The sequence below is a fragment of the Leifsonia shinshuensis genome, assembly GCF_014217625.1.
GTDB lineage: Bacteria > Actinomycetota > Actinomycetes > Actinomycetales > Microbacteriaceae > Leifsonia > Leifsonia shinshuensis_A.
On the sequence record NZ_CP043641.1, the window covers coordinates 4,386,401 to 4,410,278 of the forward strand.

The window sequence follows — 23,878 nt, forward strand, 5'->3', positions numbered from 1 at the left end:
CATGGCACGATGAGGCCATGCGATCACCGGCGTCCAGCCCCACGATGATCGGGCGCGAGTCCGATCTGGAGGCGCTGCGCGACGAGCTCGACGGAGTCCGTCGCGACGGCGGCCTCCGCGCCGTCGTGATCGGCGGCGAGGCGGGCATCGGCAAGTCGCGGCTGCTCGCCGAGTTCCTGGCCGAGGCCGAGGAGTCCTCCACGGTGCTGCTCGGCCGATGCGTCGACCTCGGCAACGACGGGGCGCCCTACGCGCCGTTCGCCGGCATCCTCCGCCGGCTCATCGAGCTGCGCGGCCTGGACGCCGTGCTGGAGGCCGCGGGCCACGGCGCCGGCGTCCTCTCCGTGCTCCTGCCCGAGCTGGCCGACGACTCCGCTGTCCCGGCGCGCACCGGCGCCGAGCGGCTGTACGAGCTGGTGACGGTCCTGTTCGAGACGCTGTCGGCCGACCGCCCGCTCGTCCTGGCGGTCGAAGACCTGCACTGGGCCGACACCGCGACGCTCGAACTGCTGCGGTTCATCGTCCGGATGGCCGAGCGCGGGCACCTCCTCGTCCTGCTGAGCTACCGCACAGACGAGATCACGCGCGGCCACCCGCTGCGCGCCTACCTCGGCGAGCTGGAGCGCACCCGCCGCGTCACGCGCTGGGAGCTGGCCAGGCTCGGCCGCGGTCAGGTGGAGGCGCTGATCGCCCGGCTGCTCGGCTGCGAGCCCGACGCCGCGACGGTCGGCCGCGTCTACGAGATGAGCGAGGGCGTCCCGTTCTTCGTCGAAGAGCTGATCGGCATCGACGGCCTCGCGACAGGGGAGGACCTTCCCGAGACGCTGCGGGAGCTGCTGCTCGCCCGGTTCGAGAAGCTCAGCGATCCCGCCCAGCGGCTGCTGCGCCTGGTCTCGGCCGGCGGCGTCTGCGTCGACCACGAGCTGCTCAGCGCGGTCTACGACGGCACGCCGGACCAGCTCGACGCGGCGGCGCGGGAGGCCGTGGTCGCCAATGTCCTGGTCGCCGACTCGACCGAGTACACCTTCCGCCACGCGCTCGTGCGCGAGGCCATCCACGCCGACCTGCTGCCGGGGGAGCGCAGCCGGTTCCACATGCGCTTCGCGGAGGCCCTGGAAGCCAGCCCGCAGCGCTCGGCGACGCAGCTCTCCACGCACTGGCTCGCCGCGCACGACGTGCGGCGCGCCTTCATCGCGTCGCTGGAGGCCATGAGCGAGGCGCGGATGTCGTACGCCTACGCCACGGCCGCCGCGATGGGCGACCGCGCCCTGGAACTGTGGGACAGCGTGCCGGACGCCGACGAGCTGAGCGCGCAGTGGCTGCGGACCGGAGGCCGCACCGAGCTGCTGGCGCGCACCGCGTCGGCGCTGCGCAACGCGGGCGACAACGAGCGCGCGCTCGCCCTGGTCAACGTGGCGCTCGAGACGGCCGACGGCCTCCCGCCCGCCCGGCAGGCGCGGCTGCTGCGCGACAAGGCGCAGTACCTCCAGAACCTCAACCGCACGGGCGTCCAGGAGCTGCTGCAGAGCGCCCTCGACGTGGTGCCGCCCGGCGCGCTGCCGGAGGGCGACGGCCTCCGCCTGCAGCTCCTGGCCGAGCTGGCCGCCCGGTACATGCTCGCGGCCCGGTTCGACGACGCGGTGGCCATGTCGTCGCGGGCGATCGAGGAAGCCGGCGACGGGTCGGACGCGCTCCGCTCCGTCGCGCACAACATCCTCGGCAGCTCACTGGTGTCCCGCGGTTCCGTGGAGCGCGGGCTGGCCGAGCTGGAGGAAGCCGGCCGGCTCGCCGAGAACGACTCCGCCGCCGAGCTGCGGTACGCCGTCAACGCGTCCGACGCGATGAACAACCTCGGCCGCTACGCCGAGGCGGTGCGGCTCGCCGAGGCGGGGGTCCGCGAGGCCCGCGCGCGCGGCATCGAGCGCTCCACCGGCGTCATCCTGTCCTCCAACACCGTGGAGCCGCTGCTCGCGCTCGGCGAGCTCGACCGGGCGGAGGCGCTGCTCGACCCCGCGCTGGCCCTCGACCCGCCGCCGAGCTTCCGCGCGCACCTGCAACGCATGAAGCTGTGGATCACGCTGTGGCGCGGCGACCTCGAGACGACCGAGACGCTGCTGCGCCGCTGGCACGGCGGCCTGCGCACACTCGGCGAACTGGAGGTCCAGTCGGAACTCGGCGTCGCCCGCCTCGCCGCGGAGGTGTCGATCGCCCGCGGCGACGCGTTCGACGCCTGGGAGCACACCGCTCCCGTTCGCACGGCGGCCCACCGACCGCTACCGGCGAACGACCTCCCGGTGCTCGCCGCGGCGGCGCGCGCCCTTGCCGACATCGCGTTCCGCTCCGAGCACGAGCGCGCCGAACGCGACACCCCGGTGGATGTGGCGCTGGAGGCCGCGCGCCTCGACGCGGCGCTGGCCGCCATCGAGGCCTGGCCGACGGCGGTCGCGTGGGGTCCGGTGATCCGCGCGGAGCTGGCCACAGCACTGGCGGCGCTGGCCGAGGCGGGCACGGTCTCCGATCCGTCCGCCGCCGACCGCTTCGACGGCGCACGAGTGGCCTGGGAGGCCGCGGTCGAGGCGACCGCGTTTCCGCTCGCCCCCGCGCACCTGCACCCCTACGCCCTCGTCCGCGCCGCCCGGGTCGCGCGGGCCGCGGGAGACCGCCCGGCCGCCGAACGCCTGGCCGTCGCCGCCCGAGACGAAGCACAGAACACGGGCTTCGGACTCCTCGCCGAGGCGGCCGTCGCCCTGATCTCGTCCCGCGGCGCCCGCGCTGTGGGCGGACCGCCCGCGCTCGGCCCCGGCGCCCCGCTCACGGAGCGCGAGGAGCAGGTCCTCGCCCTGATCGAGCAGGGGCTGAGCAACAAGCAGATCGGCGAGGTCCTCTTCATCTCCGCCAAGACCGCGAGCGTCCATGTCTCGAGCATCCTCCGCAAGGTCGGCGCCGCCAGCCGCACGGAGGCCGTCTACCGCGCGTCGCGGGCCGCTCGGTAGCGCGCCAGCGCGCTAGCGCTCGGCGGCCACCGCGCACACGATGCACAGCTCCGTCGTCGGCCGGGCCTCCAGCCGCTGCACCCCGATCGCGCGCCCGCAGGAGGCGCACGTCCCGTAGCGTCCCAGCCGGATGCGGTCGCGCGCCGCGTCCACGGCCGCGATGTCCGCCGCCGTCTCCGAGCGGAGGGCGTGCAGCCTGCTCCACTCCGAACTCAGCGTCGGCCCTTCCGGGTCGTGCTCGTCGTCGGCGGTCGACTCCGACCGCGACGACAGCAGCGACCCCAGGGCCTCCGCGAGGCGCTGCGACTCCGCGACGTCCCCCTGACGCCGCTCGTCCAGCATCCTGTCGAAGCCCTCCAGCTCGTCGGTGGTCAGTCCGATGTCCTGGATGATGTAGAGCTCTCGTGTGTCCGGTGATTCGGTGTGCATCCGCGCACCCCCTTCCGATCCCGCCGTGTCAGCGTACGCCCGGCATCCGGTATCCGACGTAGGCTCGGCGCGTGCCTTCGTTTCGTGTGATCATCCCGGTCGGGCGCCTGCGGCCCGACGTGGCCCCGACCCAGGTGGAGCCGGCGGCCGCCGCCGCGGTGGCCGAACTGACGACCGTGGAGGCGACCAGCGTCGACATCGTCAGCCGCGAGGCGCGGCTCACCGTGCGTTTCACCGCGGACGGCGCGCACGACGCACTGCGCGTCGCCGAGCACGCGGTCGCCGCCGTCGGAGCGCTCGCGCAGACCGGGGACTGGCGGCTCACCGAACGCGTCGGCGGCCGCTGGTTCCGGAGGGCGTGAGCTCGGCGCTCACACCGCCGCCGGCAGCGACGCCTCGATGAGGCCGACGATCCGCGGGTCGTCCGGCTCCATCTGCGGGCGGAACCGGTGCACCGCGCCGTCGGGCGTGATGACGAACTTCTCGAAGTTCCACTTCACCTTGCCGGCCTTGCCGTCGGCGTCCGGGTGCGTGGTCAGCTCGTTGTAGAGCGGGTGCGCGTTGCGGCCGTTCAGCCGCACCTTCTCCATCATCGGGAACGTGACGCCCCACGTCGTCGAGCAGTACTCCTTGATCGCGTCCGTCGAGCTGAGCTCCTGGAGGAACTGGTTGCTCGGGAACCCGATCACCGTGAACCCGCGGTCGCCGTATGTCTCCTGCAGCTGCTCCAGCTTCTCGTACTGCGGTGCGAGTCCGCAGCGGGAGGCGACGTTGACGACGAGGATGACCTTGCCCGAAAAGGCGGCGAGGCTGGTCGGAGCTCCATCGATGGTGTGGAACGGGATATCCATCAGGGTCATGGTCCGAGCCTACGTCCCGATACGTGAGTGTATGCGCGGATGCGGCGAAGACCCAGGAACGGTCCCGTCGGCGCGGTTCAGGCCCTCGCGAGCGGCGCGGCCGGATCCGACGCCCACTCGTTGAGCGACCCGTCGTAGACCGTCACGTCGTCGCGCCCGAGCAGCGCCAGAGCGAGGGCGTCGGCAGCCGCGGCGATCCCGCCGCCGCAGTACGCGACGATCGGGTCGGGCGACGCCAGCACGTCGGCGAAGAGGTCGTGCAGTCCGGCGGCCGGCAGGAACGCGTTGGTCGCCCGGTCCACCAGCCGCACGGCCGGCGCGCTCACGCTACCCGGAATGTGCCGGGCGGCGAAGTCCTTCGGCGCGGTGCCGCAGACCAGCGTCCCCGGCCGGTCGCCGGCGAGCAGTGCCGCGACGTCCTCCCTGTCGCTCCAGAACCCCGGCAGTTCGGCGGCGACGAATCGGCCGGCGGGCGCGGGCGTCACGGGGCCGGACGCGAGCGGTCGGCCCTCCTCCCGCCACTTGGTCACGCCGCCGTCGAGCACCGCGACGCGGTCGTGGCCGAACGAGCGGAACAGCCACCACAGCCGGGAGGCCCACTGCCCGACCGCGCCGTCGTACACGACGACGGTGGTGTCGGCGTCCACGCCCAGCGCGGTCGCGGCGGCGGCGAACGCCTCGGCGCCCGGACGCGTGAACGGGAAGGGCGCGGCCGGGTCGCTGAACCGCTCGAGCAGGTCCGCGAACACCGCCCCGGGGACGTGCCCCTCGCCGTGCCGCTCGATCCCGCTGACGTAGTCGGTGCGGCCGTCGGCGCCGGCGACCGCGACGACCGACGCGTCGATCACCAGGAGGCCGTCGGCTCCGAGGTGGTCGCACAGCCACTGGGTGGACACCAGCGGCCCGGCGAGCGCCGCACCGAGTGCGGCGCGGACCTCGACGCCTGCGCTGCTGTCGTCTGCACCGTTCCTGCGGTCGCCGCGGAGGTCGGCGAGGGTCGCGGGATCGGGGACGGTCGGCTCGTCGGAACGCGCGGTCGTGAGAGTCATGCGCTCCACGCTAACGGCGGCCTCCGACGTCGTATACGAGGGGCGCAATCGTGCGTAACGAGAGCGTCGTGGCGGTGGGACACGCGAGCTTCGGCCGCCTCAGCACTCGATGACGTTGACCGCGAGGCCGCCCTCGCTGGTCTCCTTGTACTTGGTCGACATGTCCAGCCCGGTCTGGCGCATCGTCTCGATCACGGTGTCCAGCGAGACCAGGTGCGAACCGTCGCCGTGCAGCGCGAGGCGTGCGGCAGAGACGGCGGTGGAGGACGCGATCGCGTTGCGCTCGATGCAGGGGATCTGCACCAGGCCGCCGACCGGGTCGCAGGTGAGGCCGAGGTGATGTTCCATGGCGATCTCCGCCGCGTTCTCGACCTGGGTCGGAGTGCCGCCGAGGACTGCGCAGAGTGCGCCCGCCGCCATCGCGCAGGCTGAGCCGACCTCCGCCTGACAGCCGCCCTCCGCCCCCGAGATGGACGCGTTCGCCTTGAACAGCGAGCCGATCGCGGTCGCGGTGAGCAGGTACTTGCGGATTCCGTCGAGCGTCGCGCCCGGCACGAACCGGAGGTAGTAGTGGGCCACGGCGGGCACGATCCCGGCCGCGCCGTTGGTGGGAGCGGTGACGACGCGGCCTCCCGAGGCGTTCTCCTCGTTGACGGCCAGCGCGAACGCGTGCAGCCACTCCAGCGACGTCGCGCGGCCCGGGTCGTCCTGGACGCTCTCCAGGTGCTCGCGCATCGCGGCCGCGCGGCGCTTGACGCCGAGGCCGCCCGGGAGGGTGCCGTCGCCGGCCAGGCCGCGCGCGACGCACTCGGCCATGGCCTCCCAGATCAGGTCGAGGCGCGTGTCGGTGGCGTCCTCGCCGTGGAGGGCGATCTCGTTGCGGCGCGCGACCTCGCAGATCGGGATGTCCAGGCGCGCGCAGATCGCCAGCAGTTCCTCGGCGGAGTCGTACGGCAGCGGGTGCGCCGCGCGTGCGGCGAGTTCCGCCTCCTCGCCATCCCGGCGGATGAAGCCGCCGCCGATCGAGTAGTAGGTCTCCTCCAGCAGGGGGAGCGGCTGTCGGGTTCCGTCGGCGCTGCGGCCCCAGGCGCGCAGGGTGAGCGCGTTCGGGTGGCCGGGGAGGCGGGTGCGCGGCTCGAAGTCGATGTCGCCCTTGCTGAGCGGGATGTCGCGCACGCCCGCGAGGCGCAGTTTCGCGCCGTCGCCGATCGCGGACCACGCGCCGCGTACGTCGTCCGGGTGGCAGTTCTCCGGCTCGTTGCCGCGGAGGCCGGCGACGACGGCGTCGGGCGTGCCGTGCCCGATCCCGGTCGAGCCGAGGGAGCCGTAGAGGGTGCAGGTGACCTGGTCGACCTGCTCCACGAGGTCGTCGGCGACGAGGCGGTCCGCGAACGCCTTGGCGGCCCGCAGGGGTCCGACGGTGTGCGAGCTCGAGGGGCCGATGCCGATCGAGAACAGGTCGAAGGCGGAGACGTACGCTGTCACTTCACCAGTGTACGTCGGCTTTCGCGCTGGAATCCCGCGCGCAGCTGCGCATCGGCGCAGAGATCCTGCGTGAATCTCAGGTTTCGCGAACGCGGACGCGAGCGTCGCCTGGCGGGCACCAAGCGGTGTCCAGGCCGCCTTCGACGGGCGTGTACTCGATGAGGAACTGACCGCCCTCGTCCGGCCCCTCCACCACGACGCCCGGGCGGTCCCCGAGCCAGACGGTCGTTCCGACGCCGATGTCCATGCCGGTCACACTACGCTCGCGCGGGTACGTCGTGTCGGGCAAAAGAGCAACTTAAGTTGACAAATCGAAGTAAGCAACTAAAGTTGCTCCCATGAACCCACCCATCCAGGCTCCGGACCCGCTCGGCGGGGTGGCCGACGGCCTCGCCGCCGTCGTCGCCCTGCGCGAGCTCGCCGACCGGCTCGAAGACGCGGAGGTCGAGCACGCCCTCCGCGACGGCTGGAGCTGGACCCAGATCGCCGACGCGCTCGGCGTCACCCGCCAGGCCGTGCACAAGAAGCACCTGCGCCGCGTCGCCGCCGCAGGCGTAGCCCTCAGGAGACGAAATGTCTGACATCCCTCCCGGAACCGCCAACAACGCCCCCGGCCAGCCGCTGTCCAAGGCCCTCCGCTCGGTGGTGATCGCCTCCGTCACCGAGGCCCAGCGCCGCAACGCGACCCTGGTGGAGGCCGAGCACCTGCTGCTCGCCCTCTCCCGCGACGGCAGCGGAGCGGTCCGCGACGTGCTCGCGTCCGCCGGCCTCGACCCCGTCGGGCTGGAGGCCGCCCTGCTCGCCGAACGCGAGGCCAGCCTCCGCGTCGCCGGCGTCACCCCGCCGCCGGAGGAACGGCTCGCCGCGTCGCCCCGCGTCGCCCGGCCGCGCTGGGGCGCCTCCGCCAAGGAAGCGCTCACCCGCGCCCACCGCGTCGCCTCCGCCCACCGCCGCCAGCGCTCGGGGGAGGCCGACCTCGTGACCGCCATCTTCGGACTGGAGCTGGGGACCGTCCCGCGCGCGCTGACTCTCGCCGGCGTGGACCGGCCTGCCGTGGTGGCGGCGCTGCGCGGGATCGCCTGACAGCCGCTGTAAGCGCGACGTAAGCGCCCCGTAAGCGCTGTGCAAGCGGCCTCCGCGACCATCGGCTCATCCACCTCATCAGGAAGGACCACCATGACTCGCAGCACCGAGTGGGCCGTCGAGGCCCACGGGCTCGTCAAGGTCTTCGGCGACAACCGGGCGGTCGACGGCGTCGATCTCAACGTCCGGGCCGGCACCGTCTACGGCGTCCTCGGCCCCAACGGCGCCGGGAAGACCACCACCATCTCCATGCTCGCCACCCTGCTCCGCCCGGACGGCGGCGACGCCTTCGTCTTCGGCCACGACATCCGCAAGGAGCAGCAGGTCGTCCGCCAGCTCCTCGGCGTGACCGCCCAGTTCGCCTCCGTGGACGAGAACCTGTCCGCCAACGAGAACCTCATGATCTTCGCGCGCCTGCTCGGCCTCAGCGGCCGGGAGGCCAAGGCCAAGACCGCCGAGCTCCTCGAGGAGTTCGGGCTGACCGACGCCGCCAAGCGCCCGCTCAAGAAGTTCTCCGGCGGCATGCGCCGGCGCCTCGACCTGGCCGCCAGCCTGATCGCACAGCCGCCGCTGATCTTCCTCGACGAGCCGACCACCGGCCTCGACCCGCGGACCCGCGCGCAGATGTGGGACACCATCCGCCGGCTGGTCTCCACGGGCTCCACGGTGCTGCTCACCACGCAGTACCTGGACGAGGCCGACCAGCTCGCCGACCGCATCGCCGTCATCGACCGCGGCCGCGTCGTCGCCGAGGGCACCGCCGACGAGCTGAAGGCGTCGGTGGGGGAGTCGTCCCTGCAGCTGCGCCTGACCGACCCGGCCGACATCGAGGACGCCCGCCGCGCCATCGCCACCGTTCTCGGCGTGGAGGCGGTCGTCTCGCCCGAGGGCTCCCGGCTCACCGCGCCCATGGGCGACGCTGACGCCGTCACCGACCTGTTCGTCACGTTCCGCGAGGCGGGCATCCACCTCCAGGAGATGTCGGTGCAGAAGCCCACCCTGGACGAGGTGTTCCTCACCCTGACCGGCCACGGGGTCGAAGAGGAGACCGACACGGACGAGGAGTCCGTCGAGACCGCCGCGGCGGAGGAAGGAGTCCGGGCATGAGCGCCATCGCCACCATCACCCCGCCGTCCGAGCGGAACCTGAAGAACCACGTCAGCCTGAGCCAGACCCTGTCCAACACGATCACGATGGCCCACCGCGGCCTCCTGAAGATCAAGCGGACGCCCGAGCAGCTGTTCGATGTGACGCTCCAGCCGATCATCTTCACGATCATGTTCGCGTACCTCTTCGGGGGCGCGATCGCCGGAAATGTGCAGGCCTACCTGCCGACGCTCATCCCCGGTGTGCTGGTCCAGACGGTCATCACGACATCGGTGGTCACCGGCGTGCAGCTGCGGGAGGACATGGACAAAGGAGTGTTCGATCGGTTCAAGTCGATGCCGATCGCACGCATCGCGCCGCTCTCCGGCGCGCTTCTCGCCGACACGCTGCGCTACACGATCGCGACGACGATCACGTTCGTCGTGGGCTTCGCGATCGGCTACCGCCCGGCCGCGGGTATCGGTTTCGTCATCCTCGCGGGGTTGCTCGTCATCTTCTGCTCCTGGGCGATCAGCTGGATCTTCGCCTTCTTCGGCGTCATCGCGCGGACGGCGGGCTCAGTGCAGGGCATCTCGTTCCTCGTCCTGTTCCCACTGACGTTCTTCTCCAACGCGTTCGTGGGCGTCCAGACGCTGCCGAGCTGGCTGCAGGGGTTCGTCAACGTGAACCCCGTCTCGCACCTGGTGACCGCGGTCAGGAACCTCACTGCTCATGGCACCTTCGGGGTCGACGGATGGCTCGCCCTGCTCGGCGCGGCCGTGATCGTCGCCGTCTTCGCCCCGCTCACGGTGCGTGCCTACATGCGGAAGGCCTAGCCTCCCGTCTACGGACAGCGGCCGTCGCATCCTGCGGAGGGATGCGGCGGCCGCTTGTGCGTTTTGCAGCGCTTAGACGCCTTGAACGACATGCGCTTGAGGTGTTAATGTATCAAGATGGAAATGTCTGGTGTATAAATTTAAGTGACGATAGCCTGCCGTCATGAAACAGAAATTGCGTGTCCTCCTGGCTGGCGCCTCCGTCGTCGCCGCAGTCGGCGGCGGCCTGGCAGCTGCGCTACCCGCGGCCGCTCACAATATGCCGGTGCCGTACTCCTGTCAGACTGGGACTTTCGGCGAGATGCACGACGAGTACCTGTGGTGGTACAAGTTCAAGAGCCAGCGCTTCAGCCAGGGCACTTACTACAACAAGTACGAGGTGGGCATCACGTCTTATCCCGCAGGAGTGACCTACTTGGGGACGATCGAACGCGCCTGCGGTCACTCGAACTTCTAGGAGGGTTGATTCTCAGCGCGGTACCGCGCTGAGACAGCGGCCGTCGCATCCTGCGGAGGGATGCGGCGGCCGCTCCGTCGTGGAGGCCACTCAGACCCGCACATCCCCCAGAACCACCAACCCCCGCACCGCCGCGGCCTCCCGCCCCAGCGCGCCTGCGGCCTCCAGCGCCGCCGCGACACGATCCTCGCCCCACGTCTGCCGCACCCGCTCCGCGAGGCGGGGCCGGTGCAGACTCTCGATGTCCTGCCGCGAGTTCGACCGCGCCGCGAGAGCGAAGAGCTCCAGCCCCGCGTCCACCCACTCGTCCCCGCGGCCCGCGGCGACCTCCTCGTCGAGCATCCAGATGGCGAAGCCGAGGAGGCCGGTGCCGATCACGGGCTTGTCGAGGTAGGGCGGGCTCAGCCGGGCGTTCACCAGGACGCGCGTGCGCAGCCGGCGGGCCGCCTCGGCGGTCTCCTCGCGGCTGAGCGGGTCCTCGATCGCGAGGCCCGTCGTCTCCGCCAGCCGGGCCTCCGCGTCGTGCGTGCGCAGCCGGGCGGCGATGAGGGCGGCGCCGAGGATCGTCAGCCACGGGTTGGCGACGGCGTCGCGCTCGACGGCGGTGTCGTCCGAGTACACGCCGATCGCCTCGTCGTAGAGGCGGATGCCGCGTGCGTAGTCGCCCTCCGCCAGCGCGATCTCCGCCATCCCGGCGAAACCGATCCCGTAGTAGTCGACGTAGTCGAAGCCGGTGCGGTCGACCTCCTCGTGCAGGTAGTCCTCGAGGAGAACGCGCCCACGCTCGACGTCCCCGGCGGAGATCGAGTTGACCGCGATCAGCCAGTCGAGCTGGCGGAGGTCGCCCGCCGCGCGCAGCGAGGTGAGGCCTTCGTAGGCGCTCTCGGCCCAGGCCAGCGCCTCCCGGGGGTGCGCGAGCTGGCTGTGCAGCTGCGCCAGGCTCTGCGCCGCGGACGCGCGCGACCAGGTGTCCTGCGCCTCGATCGCCTTCTCGTGCGCCCGGGTCGCGTTCGCGAGGGCGTCGTCCAGTTCGCCCGCGTTCTCCTGGAGCTGCGCGGTGAGGAGGGCGCCCATCGCCGCGAGCTCGGGATCCGCCGAGCTTCGGAACTCGGCGAGCAGCCGCATCCCGGGCTCCACGTGGCCGGCCGCGAGCACGAGGCTCGCGATCGCGCCGAGCCGCGGGTCGGCGAAGGGCGCATCGCGGCGGAGCCTGCGCAGCCGCGAGATCGCGCGGACGGCCGTGCGCAGCCCCGCGTAGAGGAAGGTGCCCCCGATCAGCGTGTAGGACGCGGCCGCCGCCTCCCGGTCCTCGCCGGCCGGCTCCCAGCCGGACAGCGCGTCGAGGACGGCCTTCCCGAAGCTCAGCACCTCAGTGTGGGTGCTGCGCAGCGACCAGTAGTAGGCCAGCACCGCGAACACCGTGGCCGTCGTCGCCGGCCGGCCGCCGTCGAGCGCCGAGCGCAGCACCGCCACCAGGTTGTCCTGCTCGGCGGTCACTCGGGCGAAGGTGGGCACCTGCTCCCGGCCGTGCATGCGCGCCATCGCCTCGCGCGCGAACGCGATCGCCCAGGCGTCCACCCCGGCCTGCACCTCGTCGGACTCGCCGGCCGCGGTCAGCTCCAGGTCGCCGAACTCGCGGACCGTCTCCAGCATCCGGTAGCGCAGGATCCCGGTGTCCGGGTCTTCGGAGACGGTCACCAGCGACTGCGCGACGAGTGCGTCCAGGTCGTCCAGCACCGACGCGGCGCCGGCTCCCGCGACGGCCTCCGCGGCGTCGGCGCTGAACCCGTCGGGGAAGGCCGAGAGCCGGCGCATCAGAGCCTGTTCGGACGCGGTGAGCAGGTTCCAGCTCCAGTCGATGACCGCGAACAGCGTGCGGTGGCGCTCCGGCGCGGTGCGCTCGCCGCCGGTCAGCAGCGCGAAGCGGTTGCCGAGGCGGCGCTCGATCTCCTCGACCGAGAGCGAGCGGGCCCGGGCGGCGGCCAGCTCGATGGCGAGCGGGAGGCCGTCGAGCCGGGCGCAGAGCCGGGCCACGGCCTCCGGCGGCAGCACGACGCCCGGGCGCGCGGCGGTGGCCCGCTCGCGGAACAGCTCGACGGCCGGACCGTCGTCGTCGGACGGCAGCGGGCCGAGCGCATAGACCCGCTCGGCGCCGATCGCGAGCGGCGCGCGGCTCGTCGCGAGCACGCCCACGGTCGGCGTGGCCGAGAGGATGTCCTCGATGTAGGCGGCGGCCGCGTCGATGATGTGCTCGCAGTTGTCGACGATGAGCAGTGTCTCGCGCTCGGAGAGCAGGCCGAGGATGCGGGAGCGCAGGTCGAGCTGCGCTCCCGGCTCGGCCAGGCGCGCGGCCCTGGCCTCCCGGATCCCGAGCGTGGTGGCGAACGCCAGTTCGACGTCCGCTCCGGTGCGCACGCTGGCGAGCTCGACCAGGACGACCGCCGGCGTGTGGATGGCACGGTGACCGACCTCGTGGGCCAGGCGGGTCTTGCCGAGTCCGCCGGCGCCGAGGATCGTCGTGAGGCGGGAGGTCGCGACCAGGTCCTCCACGGCCTCCAGGTCGTACTCGCGGCCGACCAGGGCGTTCGGAGCCGTGCGCAGGCCGAGGCGGACGCGCCGGGGCGATGCAGGCTCGCGGTCGTCGTCGTTTTTGTTCTTGCCCTCGTCGTACCCGCCCTCGTCGTCGTCCTCCTCTGCGAGCAGGCGTGCGTTCAGGGCGACCAGTTCCGCGCCGGGGCGCGTGCCGAGGCGGTCGCGCAGGGCGTCCTTCAGGTCGGCGAAGGCGAGCAGGGCGTCGCTGCGGCGGCCCGCGTCCGCGAGCGCACGGATGCGCTCGGCGTGCAGGGACTCGTCCAGGGGGCGCAGGCGCAGCAGCTGCTGGAGGTCGCTGAGCGCGGTCGCGGGGTCGCCGGTCAGCCGCGCGGCGCGGGCGCGGGCGGCGAGCAGGTCGGTGCGGAGCTCGTCCGCGGTGCGCGCCAGCTCCTCACCGAGGCGGGAGCCGGCAAGGTCGAGGCCCGGCTCGCCGCGCCAGAGCGCGAGGCCGGCGTTCGCCTCGCGGAGGGCGTCGCCGGCGGCGTCCGCGGCGAGCGCCGTGCGGGTGAGGTCGAGGTGATGCGCGGCGAGGTCCAGGTCGGTGCCGTGCCTGCCGACCGCCAGCGCGTACCCGCTCGGTGTGGACTCCAGGATGCCGTCTGCGCTGCTCGTGCGCACGCGCGAGACCAGCGTCTGCAGGGCCGCGCGCTCCTGCCGCGGGGGAGCGTCGTCCCAGAGGTCCTCGACCAGGGCGGGGACGGACAGACCGCCGCGCGCCAGTACGAGGGCGACGATGAGGCTCTTCCCGCGCGTCCCCGACGGCTCGGCCAGTGCGCCGGAACGGTCCTCGACGAGCACCGGGCCGAGCACGGCGACGCGGGGACGGGCTGGGGCGGACTCCACTCGCCGATTTTAGCCAGGACCGGGCGGTTCGCGCCGCGCCGCGCGTAGGCTCAGGCCATGGCGTTCGACTGGTCGCAGTTCTACGAGAAGCAGGGCGGACGCGGCGTCAGGCCGACGTACGAGTCGGCACTCGCGGCGTGGGACGGCCCGGCGGGCACCGCGGTGGACCTCGGCTGCGGGGACGGGGTCGAGACGCGCGACCTCGCCGAGCGCGGCTGGCGGGTGCTCGCCGTGGACTCCGACCCGTCGGTGGACGAGCGCGTGCGTGCCGGGTTGGACCCGTCGGCGGGTGAACGCGTGACGACGCGCTGCGCTCCGTTCGAGGAGGTGGGGGAGCTGCCGCAGGCCGACCTCGTCTATGCCGGGTTCGCGCTGCCGTTCTGCGATCCCACCCGGTTCCCCTACCTGTGGGCGGACATCCGGGACGCGATCGAGCCGGGCGGGCTGTTCGCGGGGGAGCTGTTCGGGCCGCACGACGAGTGGTTCGGGCGGCCGGGGATGAACTTCCACGACCGCGCGGGGGTGGAGGCCATGCTGACCGGGCTCGAGGTGCTGCGGCTGGTCGAGGACGACCGTCGCGGGATGTCGTTCGAGGGGCCGAAGCAGTGGCACGTGTTCCACATCGTCGCGCGGGCGTGAGCGGGATCTTCCTCCCCACCCTCTGACGATCGGCGACTTCTCCACAGATCTCCGCCGACCCGATTCTGCGTGCGTCCGCCCACTCAGGATGGATCCATCAGGCCACCAACGCCGAAAGGAACACCTGCACAATGCCATCACTGCTGCTAAACTGCATGCATGCCCATTTCAATCACCATCCGCTCCGTTCCGGACGAGGTCCGCGACGAGCTCGCGGCGCGTGCGGCCCGCTCGGGGCGATCACTTCAGGAGTACCTCGTGCATGAACTCACCCGTCTCGCCGGCAAGCGCACGGTCGACGACGTCCTCGACAGCATCCGGCGCCGCGCGGAGCACTTCCCCGTGCTCGACCGGGAGGCCGTGTCCGACATGATCGCGCGGAGCCGCGAATGAGCGCGGTGGCGGCCGCCGTGCGCCGCACGGCGGTCCACTCCGCAGAACCCGCTGCGTCGTCGTCCGATCCGCTCGCGCACGACTTCGGTGTGGCCGAGACGGTCATCGTCGACACGTGCGCTGTGATCGACCTCCTGGTCGACCCCGGCGAGAACGGCCGGGCCGTGGCCGAACGTCTGCGCGGCCGCGACCTCGCCGCTCCCGACGTGATGTTCGCCGAGGCGGCCAACGTCCTCCGCACGCTTCGCGCGCGCCGCAAGCTGAGCGACGCCGAGGCCTCGATGGCCTACGCCGAACTCCTGGAGCTCCCGATCGAGCCGTGGCCGTTCGAGACCGTCGAGCAGCGTGTGTGGGATCTGCGAGGCACCCTGACCGCGTTCGACGCGACCTTCGTCGCGCTGTCCGAGCTGCTCACGGCTCCGCTCGTGACGACGGACAAGCGGCTGGAGCGGGCGATGCGGTCCGTGCCCGCGGTGAAGGGGCCCGCGGTGAAGGGGTCCGCGATGAACGGGAGGGGGTTGCGTGCGGTGGACGGGTAGGACGTGACCGGCGTCCGGACGCTCAGCGCAGCGTCTTGCGCGCCGTGATCTGGCCGGTGTCGAAGCCGAGAAGGTGGAGTCCGCCGTGGAAGCGGGCGTGCTCGATCTTGATGCAGCGGTCCATCACCACGGTGAGGCCGAGGGACTCGCCGTATTCGGCGGCCTCCTGGTTCCAGATGCCGAGCTGCACCCAGACGGTCGGCGCGCCGACCGCTACGGCCTCGTCGATCACGCTCGGGATGTCGCTCGCGCGGCGGAACACGTCGACGATGTCCGGCACCTCGGGGAGGGAGGCGAGATCGGGGTAGGCCTTCTGGCCAAGGATGGTGTCGGCGTTCGGGTTCACGAAATACACGCGGAAGTCGCTCGACTGCTGCAGGTACGTCCCGACGAAATAGCTCGAACGGGCCGGGTTCGCGGACGCGCCCACGATCGCGACCGACTTCGCGCCGCGCAGGATCCGCAGGCGCTCCTTCGCGTCGGGACCCGTCCAGGTGCGCTGCGACTTCAGGAGTTTCGCCAGAGGGGAGTCGGCGGGGAGCGAGCAGCTCAGGCCGTTGACCAGCTGGACCTCGGTCGTCGTCGAGTCGCTGGCCGCGTCGATCGCCGTCGCGTTCGCGGTCGTCATGCTGCCGCCTCCTTCACCGCTGCGCTGAGCGCCTGGTCCAGATCGTAGATGATGTCGTCCACATCCTCGATGCCGACGCTGATGCGCACGACGCCCGGGAGCACGCCGGCGTCGAGGAGCTGCTGCTCGGTGAGCTGGGCGTGCGTCGTGGAGGCCGGGTGGATGACGAGCGTCTTCGCGTCGCCGATGTTCGCGAGGTGGCTCGCGAGGTTCAGCGACTCGATGAAGCGCTGGCCGACCTCGCGTCCGCCCGTGACGACGAACGAGAACACGCTTCCCGGGCCCTTCGGGAGGTACTTCTGCGCACGTTCGTGGTGGGGGTGCTCGGGCAGCCCGGCCCAGAAGACCTTCTCGATCCGCGGGTCCGCGTCCAGCCACTCGGCGACCGCGCGGGCGTTGTCGACGTGCGCCTGGATCCGGTACGGCAGCGTCTCGACGCCCTGCGCGAGCAGGAACGCCGAGTGCGGGGCGAGGGAGGGGCCGATGTCGCGCAGCTGCTCGGCGCGGAGGCGGGTGAGGAAGGCGTATTCGCCGAAGTTGCCCGACCACTGCAGCCCGCCGTACGACGGGACCGGCTGGCTGAACAGCGGGAACTTTTCGCTGTGCCAGTCGAAGCGGCCGCTCTCCACCACGACGCCGCCCAGGGTGGTGCCGTGGCCGCCGAGGAACTTCGTCGCCGAGTGGATGACGATGTCGGCGCCCCACTCGATCGGGCGGTTCAGGTAGGGGGTGGCGATGGTGGAGTCGATGATCAGCGGGATGCCGGCCGCGTGCGCGACCTCGGCCAGGCCCTCGATGTCGGCGATCTCGCCGGACGGGTTGGCGATCGTCTCGGCGAAGACGAGCTTGGTGCGGTCGGTGATCGCCGCCGCGTAGTCGGCCGGGTCGGAGCTCTGCACGAACGTCGTGTCGACCCCGAAGCGGCGCAGCGTGACGTCGAGCTGCGTGATCGAGCCGCCGTAGAGGTTGGCGGACGCCACGATGTGGTCGCCGGCCCCGGCCAGCGACGCGAACGTGATGTACTGGGCGCTCAACCCGCTCGCCGTCGCGACGGCGCCGATGCCGCCCTCGAGGCTCGCGACGCGCTCCTCGAACGACGCGACCGTCGGGTTCTCCAGCCGCGAGTAGATGTTGCCGTACTTCTGCAGCGCGAACCGCGCCGCGGCGTCCGCGGTGTCGTCGAACACGAAGGCGCTGGTCTGGTAGATCGGCAGTGCGCGCGCTCCGGTCACGGGGTCGGGGATGTTGCCCGCGTGGATCGCACGCGTCCGGAAGCCATATTCGCGATCAGCCATGCGGCCACGCTACCCGAGGCCCCGCGAGGCCACCCTGCGGCCTCCGTAACACGCGGTCATCCGTCGGCTTCGCCCGTGGGGTGTCGGGGCGTCGGTCGCCGCAGGCCAGTCGCCGCGGGCCATGCGTCGTGCGCGTAGGTTTCGCCGACACTGCATGGGGGCGGCCGGTCGCCGCGTCGTGCACGGGGCCTGCACAGCCTGCCTCGATAGGCTCGAAATGTTCGCACGACCGCGATCCCGGACGACGGTTCAGTACCCGGCACGCGACAAGACTGGCCAAGGAGTCGTCATCGTGTCGTGGATCGTCCTCATCCTCTCCGGCGTGCTCGAAGCCGTGTGGGCCACGGCCCTCGGGAAGTCCGCCGGTTTCACCCGCCCCGTACCCACCGTGGTGTTCGTCGTCGGCCTCCTCGCCTCGATGGGCGGCCTCGCCTACGCGATGCGCGACATCTCGACCGGGACGGCCTACGCCGTCTGGGTCGGCATCGGCGCGGCGCTCACCGTGCTGTACGCGATGGTCTTCGGCGGCGACGGCTTCTCGCTGGTCAAGCTGCTGCTCATCCTCGGGCTGGTCGGCTGCGTCGTCGGACTGAAGCTGGCGCACTAGCCGGGTCGGCTGGATCGGCGAGCGCGATTCGGCGTCAGGCGGTCAGGCCGCCGACACCCACACCGCGCCGAGCGCCAGCGCGGCGATCAGGGCCCAGGACAGCAGACCGGTGGCGAGTGCGCGCCAGCCCGTTCCGACGAGGGTGCGCAGCCGGACCGCGGTCCCGAGGCCGAAGAGGGCCATCGCGAGGAGGATGGTCTGGAGCGTGTCGGCGCCGTCGGTCATCGCGGCCGGCAGCGGCAGGAACGAGCGGATCAGCACCGCCGCGATGAAGCCGGCGACGAAGAGCGGGACGATCGGCGGGCGCTTAACGCTGGGGTCGCCCTCCACGTGCCGGCGGCGCTCGACGATCGCCGCGATCGCGACGGTCGGGGCGAGCATGAGGACGCGGGTGAGCTTGACGACGATCGCCACGGTCAGCGCGGCCGGGCCCGCGATCTGCGCGGTCGCCACGACCTGGCCGACATCATGGACTCCGCCGCCGACCCAGTGACCGAACTGCACCGCGGAGAGGCCCAGTGGATGCCAGAAGAGCGGGAGCACGAAGATCGCGAGCGTCCCGCACAGCGTGACCAGCGCCACCGGAGTGGCGGCCTCCTCGTCCTTGGGCTTGACCACTCCGCTCATCGCGCCGATCGCGGACGCACCGCAGATCGAGAAGCCCGTCGCGATCAGGAGCGGTTGGTGACCGGGCAGGCGGAAGAGCCGGCCGATCAGGAACGTCCCGCCGAAGCTGAACGCCACGATCCCGACGGTCGTCAGGATGGCCACCCAGCCGAGCCCGGCGATGTCGCCGAGGCTGAGCTTGAGGCCGAGCAGCACGACGCCGATCCGCATCAGCCGCTTCGCGCTGAGCGTGAGGCCAGGAGCGAGCACTCCGCCGAGGGCGCCGCGCGCGGCCGGGATCTGGCCGACCACGATGCCGAGCACGACCGCCGCCGTCAGCAACGGCACGGCGGGCGCCAGCCAGTGGATTCCCCAGGCTGCGGCCGCGGCGAGGCCGGCGACGGCGACGCCGGGCAGCCAGGAGAGTGACGAGCGCGCGGGTGAGGGGGTGGGCGAGGTGGCGGGTGAGGTCACCGTTCCATTCTTGCGTCAACGCACATCCGGTTTTGACACGGGGCGTGGCGGGCCGCGACCAGGGTGCGCGCGCACCTGCGCCTCGGCCCGGCCGGCCGGCCATCCATCACAGACTGGACAACAGCCGCGCCCCGTCCGGCACCCCCAGCCCCGTGCAGGCATCCCAGCCCGTCCCCGCGGCGTACACCCCGTTGTTCCCCGACGTGATGTCCCGGAAGCCCGCGGCGACCTGGCCCGCCCGGATCGAGTCGTACAGCTTCGGCTGCACCAGCCCGAAGCGCGAACCCGTCGACTGGGCCAGGCGGGCGATCAGCGCAGCCCACAGGGGTGCGACCGCGCTCGTTCCGCCGATCACCATGTCCTTGCCGTCGACGCGCACCTGGTAGCCGGTCTGCGGGTCCGCGACCGCCGACACGTCGGGGACGCCGCGGCCGCCGGGGCCGTTGGCAGCGCCGCCCGCGTCCGTGCCTCCGGGGCCGGAGGGGACGCCGACGCCCTTCTGCCAGGTCGGGAGGGCGAAGACCGCGCTGACGCCGCCTCCGGTCGCGCCGTTCCCCGCCCCGTTGTTCCAGACCGTCTCGGACTGGACCGCGCCGGTCGTGGCGTTCGCCTCCAGGCGGGTGCCGCCGCAGGCCAGCGCGTGCGGGGAGGAGGCCGGGAAGTCGACGTGCGCCTTGCCGTCGCCGACACGGTCGCTGCTGCCGTCGTCGCCCGCCGCCACGGTGGTGGTGACACCGAGCGCGGCGGCGTCCTGGAGGGCCTGGTCGAACGCGTTGCGCGCCTGCGCCGTCCACTGGTCCTCCGACTGGCCCCAGCTGATGCTGATCGTGGCTGGGGTGGGCGTCGCGTGGGCGGCGGTGCTCACCGCGTCCAGGAATCCCGCGTCGGTGTTGGGTGCGAAGTACACGAGCAGCGCGGCGCCGGGGGCGAGCGCGCCGGCCACCTCGATGTCGAGCATGACCTCCCCGTCCGCGCCGTTGGGGTCCTGGCCGGGGACGTTCGATGCACCGTCCACGCCGACGGCGGTCACCGACGGGGTGGGGATGCCGAGCCCGGCGAAGTAGGTGTCGAGGTCGGCCTGCACGTAACCGCCGCCCAACTCGATGATGGCGATGGTCTGGCCGCTTCCGTCGGTGCCCGCGGGGAAGTCGTAGACCTTCCCGAGCTGGGGCGGCGTGTAGCTGGTGGCCACCGCAGCGGCGGGCGTGATGTGGAACTGGGCGCGCGCCTGCGGCCGGTCGTCGAGGCCGAGCACAGCGGTCACGACGCCGTCGAGCTCGGCGGGGATGCTCAGCCCGCCGGAGCGCTGCCGGTAGCGCGGGGCGTCCTCCCCGGCGTCGGCCGGCCGGGATTCGGCCAGATCGGTCCCGAACACGCGCGCCAGCACGGAGACCGGGCCGGAGACGCGGACGCGGCGCTCCGCGGCGTTCGCCTCGTCGACGGTCACGCCGAGGCGTTCGAGGGTCGATGTCACCAGCTGGAGGTCCGCCGGCGAAGCGCCGTAGCGGTCGCCGAGCTCCTGCGTGGTCAGGTGCGACGTGAAGGCGTCGTCGGGGAGCGGCGCCTGGCGGCGCAGGATCAGCGTGGCCTGGACGGGTGTGTCCGGCGGGAGGGCTCCGTGCGCCTGGAAGCCGGCGCGTGGGGGCCGTTCGCTTCCGGGAAGGGGGACGAGGTTCAGCGGCTCTTCGGCATCCATACCCAACGGTCTACCACCGTGGGCCGACAGCGGTGAGGGCCGATTCGGCCTATCTGAACAGGACGCGTCAGACCCAGCTCGGCAGCCACATGTGGATCTGCCAGAACCAGAACGGGACCTGCTGCGCCGTCCAGATCGGCCAGAAGAACGCGCTCACCACGGCCGCGAGCGCGAGGAACACCGTCGTCCAGGCGATCCCCTGACGCCGTCGCCGCTCGGGATCCGTACGCCTGCCGAGCACCAGCGCGATGACCGCGGTGAGCGCGAGGATCAGGTAGGGCTCGAAGGCGATCGCGTAGAACTGGAAGATCGTGCGGTTGATGTAGAGCAGCCACGGCAGGTACCCGGCGGCGAGGCCGGTGAGGATGAGGCCCGTCCGCCACTCCCGGTAGCGGGCGAGCCGGTAGACCAGGTAGAACACCGCCGCCGCGGCGGCCCACCAGATGATCGGGTTGCCGAGCGACGTGATCGCCGCCGAGCAGCCTCCCGGCGCGGTGCAGCCGGCCTGGCCGTAGGTGTTGCCGGTGTAGTACATGCTCGTCGGCCGGATCATGAACAGCCAGGTCAGCGGGTTGGACTGGTACGGGTGCGGCACGTGGAGGTTGATGCTGTAGTTGTACATCTCCGTCTGGTAGTGCCAGAGGTTCTGGAACCACAGCGGCACCCACGCGAGCGCCCCCGTCCACTGCGCGTGCACCGATTCGGCCCAGTTGCGGTAGTAGCCGCCGCTGGTGACCAGCCAGCCGGTCCAGGTGGCGATGTAGGACAGGAACGCGATCGGGACCATCAGCACGAAGGTCGCCGGCGCCTGCTTGAGCAGGCCGCCGCTGATGTAGAAGGCGACACCCTCCCTGCGCCGGGCGACGATGTCCACCACGACGACGTAGACGGCGAAGAAGGCGAGGAAGTAGAAGCCGCTCCACTTCACGCCGGCGCAGAGCCCGGTGAGGATGCCGGCGGCGATCAGCCACGGCCTCCACCACAGCACCGGCCCCCAGGACGGATCGCGTCCGGCTCTGCGGGCGTCGAGCAGCTTCGCCGCCAGCCGGTTCGCGTGCCAGCGCCGGTCGAGCAGGATGCAGCCGAACGCCAGCAGCGCGAAGAACATCACGATGTTGTCCAGCAGCGCGACGCGGCTCATCACGATCGCGTGCCCGTCGATGGCGAACAGGAAGCCCGCGATCGTCGCGATCATCGTGGAGGAGAACAGCGCCCGCGCGATCAGGAAGACGACCAGCACGGCCAGGATGCCGACGACAGCGGTCGACACGCGCCAGCCGAACGAGTTGCCCGCTCCGGTCGCGGCCATCCCGAGCGCGATGATCCACTTGCCGAGCGGCGGATGCGCGACGAAGGAGGGGGAGGACTCGAAGATGTCCGTGTTCCCCGCGTTGAACGACTGGTCGGCCTTGTCGGGCCAGCTGCCCTCGTAGCCGAGGTGGAAGAGGCTCCAGGCGTCCTTGACGTAGAAGGTCTCGTCGAACACGAGCACGTGCGGGGAGCCGAGGTCCCACAGCCGCAGGACGGCGGCGAGCAGCGTGACCGCGATCGGCGCGCCCCAGTACCAGAGCTTCAGCCGCAGCGGCGTCCGCAGCACGCGCGCCCACCAGTCGTCCAGCCGGCTGCCGATGCGGGCCGGGGCGACGTGCGCCGCCGGGTGGGCGACGGGCGTGTCGGCGCCGGAGGCCGCTGCGGCGGTGTCGCCCGCGAGGGGTGAGGGGGAGGTCACCAGGACATCCTGACAGACTGGACCTATGATCATCCTCGCCGCGACGCCGATCGGAAATCTGGGCGACGCCTCCGCCCGCCTGGTCGAGCTGCTCGGCTCGGCGACCGTCGTCGCCGCCGAGGACACCCGGGTCACGCAGCGGCTGCTCGCGGGCCTCGGCGTGGAGAACCGGCCCCGGCTGATCGCCCTGCACGAGCACAACGAGCGCGACCGGGCGGCCGAGCTGGTGGAGCTCGCCCGCGACCAGGACGTCGTGGTGCTCTCCGACGCCGGGATGCCGACGGTCTCCGACCCCGGCTTCCCGCTCGTGGAGGCCGCGGCGGCCGCCGGAGTCGGCGTGACCGTGGTGCCCGGCCCGAGCGCTGTGCTGTCGGCGCTCGCCGTGTCCGGCCTCCCGACCGACCGGTTCACGTTCGAAGGGTTCCTGCCACGCAAGCACGGGGAGCGCACCTCGTCTCTGCGGGCGCTGGCGGCCGAGCAGCGCACGATGCTGTTCTTCGAGTCGCCCAACCGGCTCGCCGCCTCGCTCGCCGACCTGGCCGATGTGTTCGGCGCCGACCGCCGCGCTGTGGTCTGCCGCGAGCTGACCAAGCTGCACGAGGAGACCCGCCGCGGGACGCTGGAAGAGCTGGCCGCGTGGGCGGCGAACGGCGTGCGCGGAGAGATCGTCGTCGTGGTCGCCGGCGCCCCGGCCCGGGAGGCCGACCCGGCCACGGCGCTCGAGCAGGTGCTCGCCCTCGTCGCCGACGGGACCCGGCTGAAGGACGCCGCCGCGGAGGTCGCGGAGGCGACGGGGCTGTCCCGGCGCGACCTGTACCAGGCGGCGCTGGACGCGCGGCGGGGTTAGCGCGATCGAGTGTGGGGAAGGACGACCACCTCGACATCCGGGAACCGGCTGAACCCGGCGTCTTCCGTCAGCAGTGGAACTCCGACCGCTCCTGCGTGCGCGGCGATGAGGGCGTCTTTCGGCCGGACCGCGCGGCGAGGCTCGGCGGTCAGCGTTCCATAAGCGTCCGATGCCGCTCGATCGAAGTCCAGCCAGAAGTCGGCCAGGTCATCCAGCGTCCTGATCAGCTCCTCGCGCTGATCGGCTGCGGACCTTCGCCTCGCGTCGCCGCGGAAGACGACCAGGCCCTGGACGAGTTCGCCTCGGCAGATCATCGATGAACGGTACGAGCCGAGGTCGTCGACGACGTCCGTGGGGAGGCCGCTGACCAGAACGCTGGTGTCGAGCATGCCGCGGATCGTCATCGCGGCTCTCCGACCATGTCGGTGTCGCGGGAGGCGGTCAACCGCTCGAGTTCCTCCGTGACGACCTCGTCATCCGCGAGTCGAGCGAGGAGACGGAGTCGCGCTTTCGCCGCTTCGAGGGCGGTGTCGGATTTCTGGTCGGTGTCGTCGGAAACCGGAATGAAGGCAGCGCTCACGCGGCCGTGCGTCGTCACCGCAGCGCCGGACTTCAGATAGTGGGCAGGGTTGGACTTGAACGTACTGATCGGCACGTGCGGGAGACGATCGATTTCGGCTGCCGTGAGAGTCATATCTGCTCCATTTCGTAA

Annotated in this window: 25 protein-coding genes and 1 riboswitch; of the genes, 12 read left to right on the top strand and 13 right to left on the bottom strand. The window is 72.0% G+C overall.

The annotated features are described in order from the left end of the window. Nucleotides 1–17: 17 nt before the first annotated feature. Nucleotides 18–2,993 (top strand): helix-turn-helix transcriptional regulator, encoded by a 2,976-nt coding sequence (locus F1C12_RS21425; RefSeq protein ID WP_185276808.1) that lies wholly within the window; start codon nucleotides 18–20, stop codon nucleotides 2,991–2,993. A 12-nt stretch (nucleotides 2,994–3,005) separates the two neighbouring features. Here F1C12_RS21425 and F1C12_RS21430 read toward each other — a convergent pair whose 3' ends face one another. Further along, entirely contained in the window at nucleotides 3,006–3,422 is a 417-nt protein-coding gene (locus tag F1C12_RS21430; RefSeq protein ID WP_185276809.1) for a TraR/DksA family transcriptional regulator, read from the bottom strand. Between the two features lie 71 nt (nucleotides 3,423–3,493). On the opposite strand from F1C12_RS21430, the gene F1C12_RS21435 reads away from it, so the two are divergent. Further along, on the top strand, nucleotides 3,494–3,784 hold the full coding sequence (locus F1C12_RS21435) for a hypothetical protein (RefSeq protein ID WP_185276810.1): 291 nt from the start codon (nucleotides 3,494–3,496) through the stop codon (nucleotides 3,782–3,784). A 9-nt stretch (nucleotides 3,785–3,793) separates the two neighbouring features. Here F1C12_RS21435 and F1C12_RS21440 read toward each other — a convergent pair whose 3' ends face one another. The 4 genes from F1C12_RS21440 to F1C12_RS21455 form a co-directional block, all read right to left on the bottom strand. After that, complete coding sequence (locus tag F1C12_RS21440; RefSeq protein ID WP_185276811.1) at nucleotides 3,794–4,282, bottom strand: glutathione peroxidase; 489 nt, start codon at nucleotides 4,280–4,282, stop codon at nucleotides 3,794–3,796. Nucleotides 4,283–4,359: 77 nt separating this feature from the next. Further along, nucleotides 4,360–5,331 carry a sulfurtransferase gene (locus tag F1C12_RS21445; RefSeq protein ID WP_185276812.1) on the bottom strand — a complete coding sequence of 324 codons (972 nt, stop codon included), beginning with the start codon at nucleotides 5,329–5,331 and terminating at the stop codon, nucleotides 4,360–4,362. Between the two features lie 99 nt (nucleotides 5,332–5,430). Next, a complete protein-coding gene (locus F1C12_RS21450; protein ID WP_185276813.1) occupies nucleotides 5,431–6,816 on the bottom strand; it encodes an L-serine ammonia-lyase in 1,386 nt (461 codons plus the stop codon). A 76-nt stretch (nucleotides 6,817–6,892) separates the two neighbouring features. Further along, the gene (locus F1C12_RS21455) at nucleotides 6,893–7,063 is read right to left on the bottom strand and encodes a hypothetical protein (RefSeq protein WP_185276814.1); all 171 of its coding nucleotides are present in this window, start codon (nucleotides 7,061–7,063) and stop codon (nucleotides 6,893–6,895) included. Nucleotides 7,064–7,154: 91 nt separating this feature from the next. Here F1C12_RS21455 and F1C12_RS21460 point away from each other — a divergent pair, with 91 nt between their 5' ends. From F1C12_RS21460 to F1C12_RS21480, 5 genes are all read left to right on the top strand, one after another. Next, nucleotides 7,155–7,397, top strand: a complete 243-nt coding sequence (locus F1C12_RS21460) for a helix-turn-helix domain-containing protein (protein ID WP_185276815.1) — start codon at nucleotides 7,155–7,157, stop codon at nucleotides 7,395–7,397. Continuing rightward, complete coding sequence (locus F1C12_RS21465; protein WP_185276816.1) at nucleotides 7,390–7,899, top strand: Clp protease N-terminal domain-containing protein; 510 nt, start codon at nucleotides 7,390–7,392, stop codon at nucleotides 7,897–7,899. The genes F1C12_RS21460 and F1C12_RS21465 overlap by 8 nt, the downstream gene beginning before the upstream one ends. Nucleotides 7,900–7,992: 93 nt before the next feature. Further along, complete coding sequence (locus F1C12_RS21470) at nucleotides 7,993–9,006, top strand: ATP-binding cassette domain-containing protein (protein WP_185276817.1); 1,014 nt, start codon at nucleotides 7,993–7,995, stop codon at nucleotides 9,004–9,006. Beyond that, nucleotides 9,003–9,821: an ABC transporter permease gene (locus F1C12_RS21475; RefSeq protein WP_185276818.1), complete on the top strand. Its 819-nt coding sequence runs from the start codon at nucleotides 9,003–9,005 to the stop codon at nucleotides 9,819–9,821. The genes F1C12_RS21470 and F1C12_RS21475 overlap by 4 nt, the downstream gene beginning before the upstream one ends. Nucleotides 9,822–9,984: 163 nt before the next feature. Beyond that, entirely contained in the window at nucleotides 9,985–10,278 is a 294-nt protein-coding gene (locus tag F1C12_RS21480) for a hypothetical protein (RefSeq protein WP_185276819.1), read from the top strand. Between the two features lie 90 nt (nucleotides 10,279–10,368). Here the strand turns inward: F1C12_RS21480 and F1C12_RS21485 are convergent, their stop codons facing one another. Further along, nucleotides 10,369–13,713, bottom strand: a complete 3,345-nt coding sequence (locus F1C12_RS21485) for an ATP-binding protein (RefSeq protein ID WP_185276820.1) — start codon at nucleotides 13,711–13,713, stop codon at nucleotides 10,369–10,371. 57 nt (nucleotides 13,714–13,770) lie between these two features. On the opposite strand from F1C12_RS21485, the gene F1C12_RS21490 reads away from it, so the two are divergent. The 3 genes from F1C12_RS21490 (at nucleotide 13,771) to F1C12_RS21500 (ending at nucleotide 15,284) form a co-directional block, all read left to right on the top strand. Then, nucleotides 13,771–14,352: a class I SAM-dependent methyltransferase gene (locus F1C12_RS21490; protein ID WP_185276821.1), complete on the top strand. Its 582-nt coding sequence runs from the start codon at nucleotides 13,771–13,773 to the stop codon at nucleotides 14,350–14,352. Between the two features lie 159 nt (nucleotides 14,353–14,511). Then, nucleotides 14,512–14,745: a FitA-like ribbon-helix-helix domain-containing protein gene (locus F1C12_RS21495; protein WP_185276822.1), complete on the top strand. Its 234-nt coding sequence runs from the start codon at nucleotides 14,512–14,514 to the stop codon at nucleotides 14,743–14,745. Continuing rightward, on the top strand, nucleotides 14,742–15,284 hold the full coding sequence (locus F1C12_RS21500) for a type II toxin-antitoxin system VapC family toxin (protein ID WP_185276823.1): 543 nt from the start codon (nucleotides 14,742–14,744) through the stop codon (nucleotides 15,282–15,284). The genes F1C12_RS21495 and F1C12_RS21500 overlap by 4 nt, the downstream gene beginning before the upstream one ends. A gap of 22 nt (nucleotides 15,285–15,306) precedes the next feature. On the opposite strand, the gene F1C12_RS21505 is transcribed toward F1C12_RS21500, so the two are convergent. Beyond that, nucleotides 15,307–15,912, bottom strand: coding sequence for a CoA-binding protein (locus F1C12_RS21505; RefSeq protein WP_185276824.1), 606 nt, complete (start codon nucleotides 15,910–15,912; stop codon nucleotides 15,307–15,309). Beyond that, nucleotides 15,909–17,207, bottom strand: a complete 1,299-nt coding sequence (locus tag F1C12_RS21510) for an O-acetylhomoserine aminocarboxypropyltransferase/cysteine synthase family protein (protein ID WP_185276825.1) — start codon at nucleotides 17,205–17,207, stop codon at nucleotides 15,909–15,911. Before F1C12_RS21510 ends, F1C12_RS21505 begins: the two co-directional genes overlap by 4 nt. A 216-nt stretch (nucleotides 17,208–17,423) precedes the next feature. Continuing rightward, nucleotides 17,424–17,488, top strand: a riboswitch (guanidine-III (ykkC-III) riboswitch). A gap of 11 nt (nucleotides 17,489–17,499) precedes the next feature. Here F1C12_RS21510 and F1C12_RS21515 point away from each other — a divergent pair. Next, nucleotides 17,500–17,814: a DMT family transporter gene (locus F1C12_RS21515; RefSeq protein WP_185276826.1), complete on the top strand. Its 315-nt coding sequence runs from the start codon at nucleotides 17,500–17,502 to the stop codon at nucleotides 17,812–17,814. Nucleotides 17,815–17,856: 42 nt separating this feature from the next. Here the strand turns inward: F1C12_RS21515 and F1C12_RS21520 are convergent, their stop codons facing one another. The 3 genes from F1C12_RS21520 to F1C12_RS21530 all read right to left on the bottom strand — a co-directional run bounded on the left by F1C12_RS21520 (nucleotide 17,857) and on the right by F1C12_RS21530 (nucleotide 22,319). Beyond that, a complete protein-coding gene (locus tag F1C12_RS21520) occupies nucleotides 17,857–18,894 on the bottom strand; it encodes a YeiH family protein (protein WP_185276827.1) in 1,038 nt (345 codons plus the stop codon). Between the two features lie 106 nt (nucleotides 18,895–19,000). Next, nucleotides 19,001–20,590 carry a S53 family peptidase gene (locus F1C12_RS21525; RefSeq protein WP_185276828.1) on the bottom strand — a complete coding sequence of 530 codons (1,590 nt, stop codon included), beginning with the start codon at nucleotides 20,588–20,590 and terminating at the stop codon, nucleotides 19,001–19,003. A gap of 67 nt (nucleotides 20,591–20,657) precedes the next feature. Beyond that, on the bottom strand, nucleotides 20,658–22,319 hold the full coding sequence (locus F1C12_RS21530; protein WP_258046054.1) for a dolichyl-phosphate-mannose--protein mannosyltransferase: 1,662 nt from the start codon (nucleotides 22,317–22,319) through the stop codon (nucleotides 20,658–20,660). 25 nt (nucleotides 22,320–22,344) lie between these two features. Between F1C12_RS21530 and rsmI the strand changes: the two genes are divergently transcribed. Continuing rightward, nucleotides 22,345–23,166, top strand: coding sequence for a 16S rRNA (cytidine(1402)-2'-O)-methyltransferase (gene rsmI, locus F1C12_RS21535; protein WP_185276830.1), 822 nt, complete (start codon nucleotides 22,345–22,347; stop codon nucleotides 23,164–23,166). Here the strand turns inward: rsmI and F1C12_RS21540 are convergent. Together F1C12_RS21540 and F1C12_RS21545 are read right to left on the bottom strand one after the other, a co-directional pair. Next, nucleotides 23,163–23,570 carry a type II toxin-antitoxin system VapC family toxin gene (locus F1C12_RS21540; protein ID WP_185276831.1) on the bottom strand — a complete coding sequence of 136 codons (408 nt, stop codon included), beginning with the start codon at nucleotides 23,568–23,570 and terminating at the stop codon, nucleotides 23,163–23,165. The genes rsmI and F1C12_RS21540 overlap by 4 nt on opposite strands. Next, on the bottom strand, nucleotides 23,567–23,860 hold the full coding sequence (locus F1C12_RS21545; RefSeq protein ID WP_185276832.1) for a hypothetical protein: 294 nt from the start codon (nucleotides 23,858–23,860) through the stop codon (nucleotides 23,567–23,569). Before F1C12_RS21545 ends, F1C12_RS21540 begins: the two co-directional genes overlap by 4 nt. Nucleotides 23,861–23,878 lie beyond the last annotated feature (18 nt).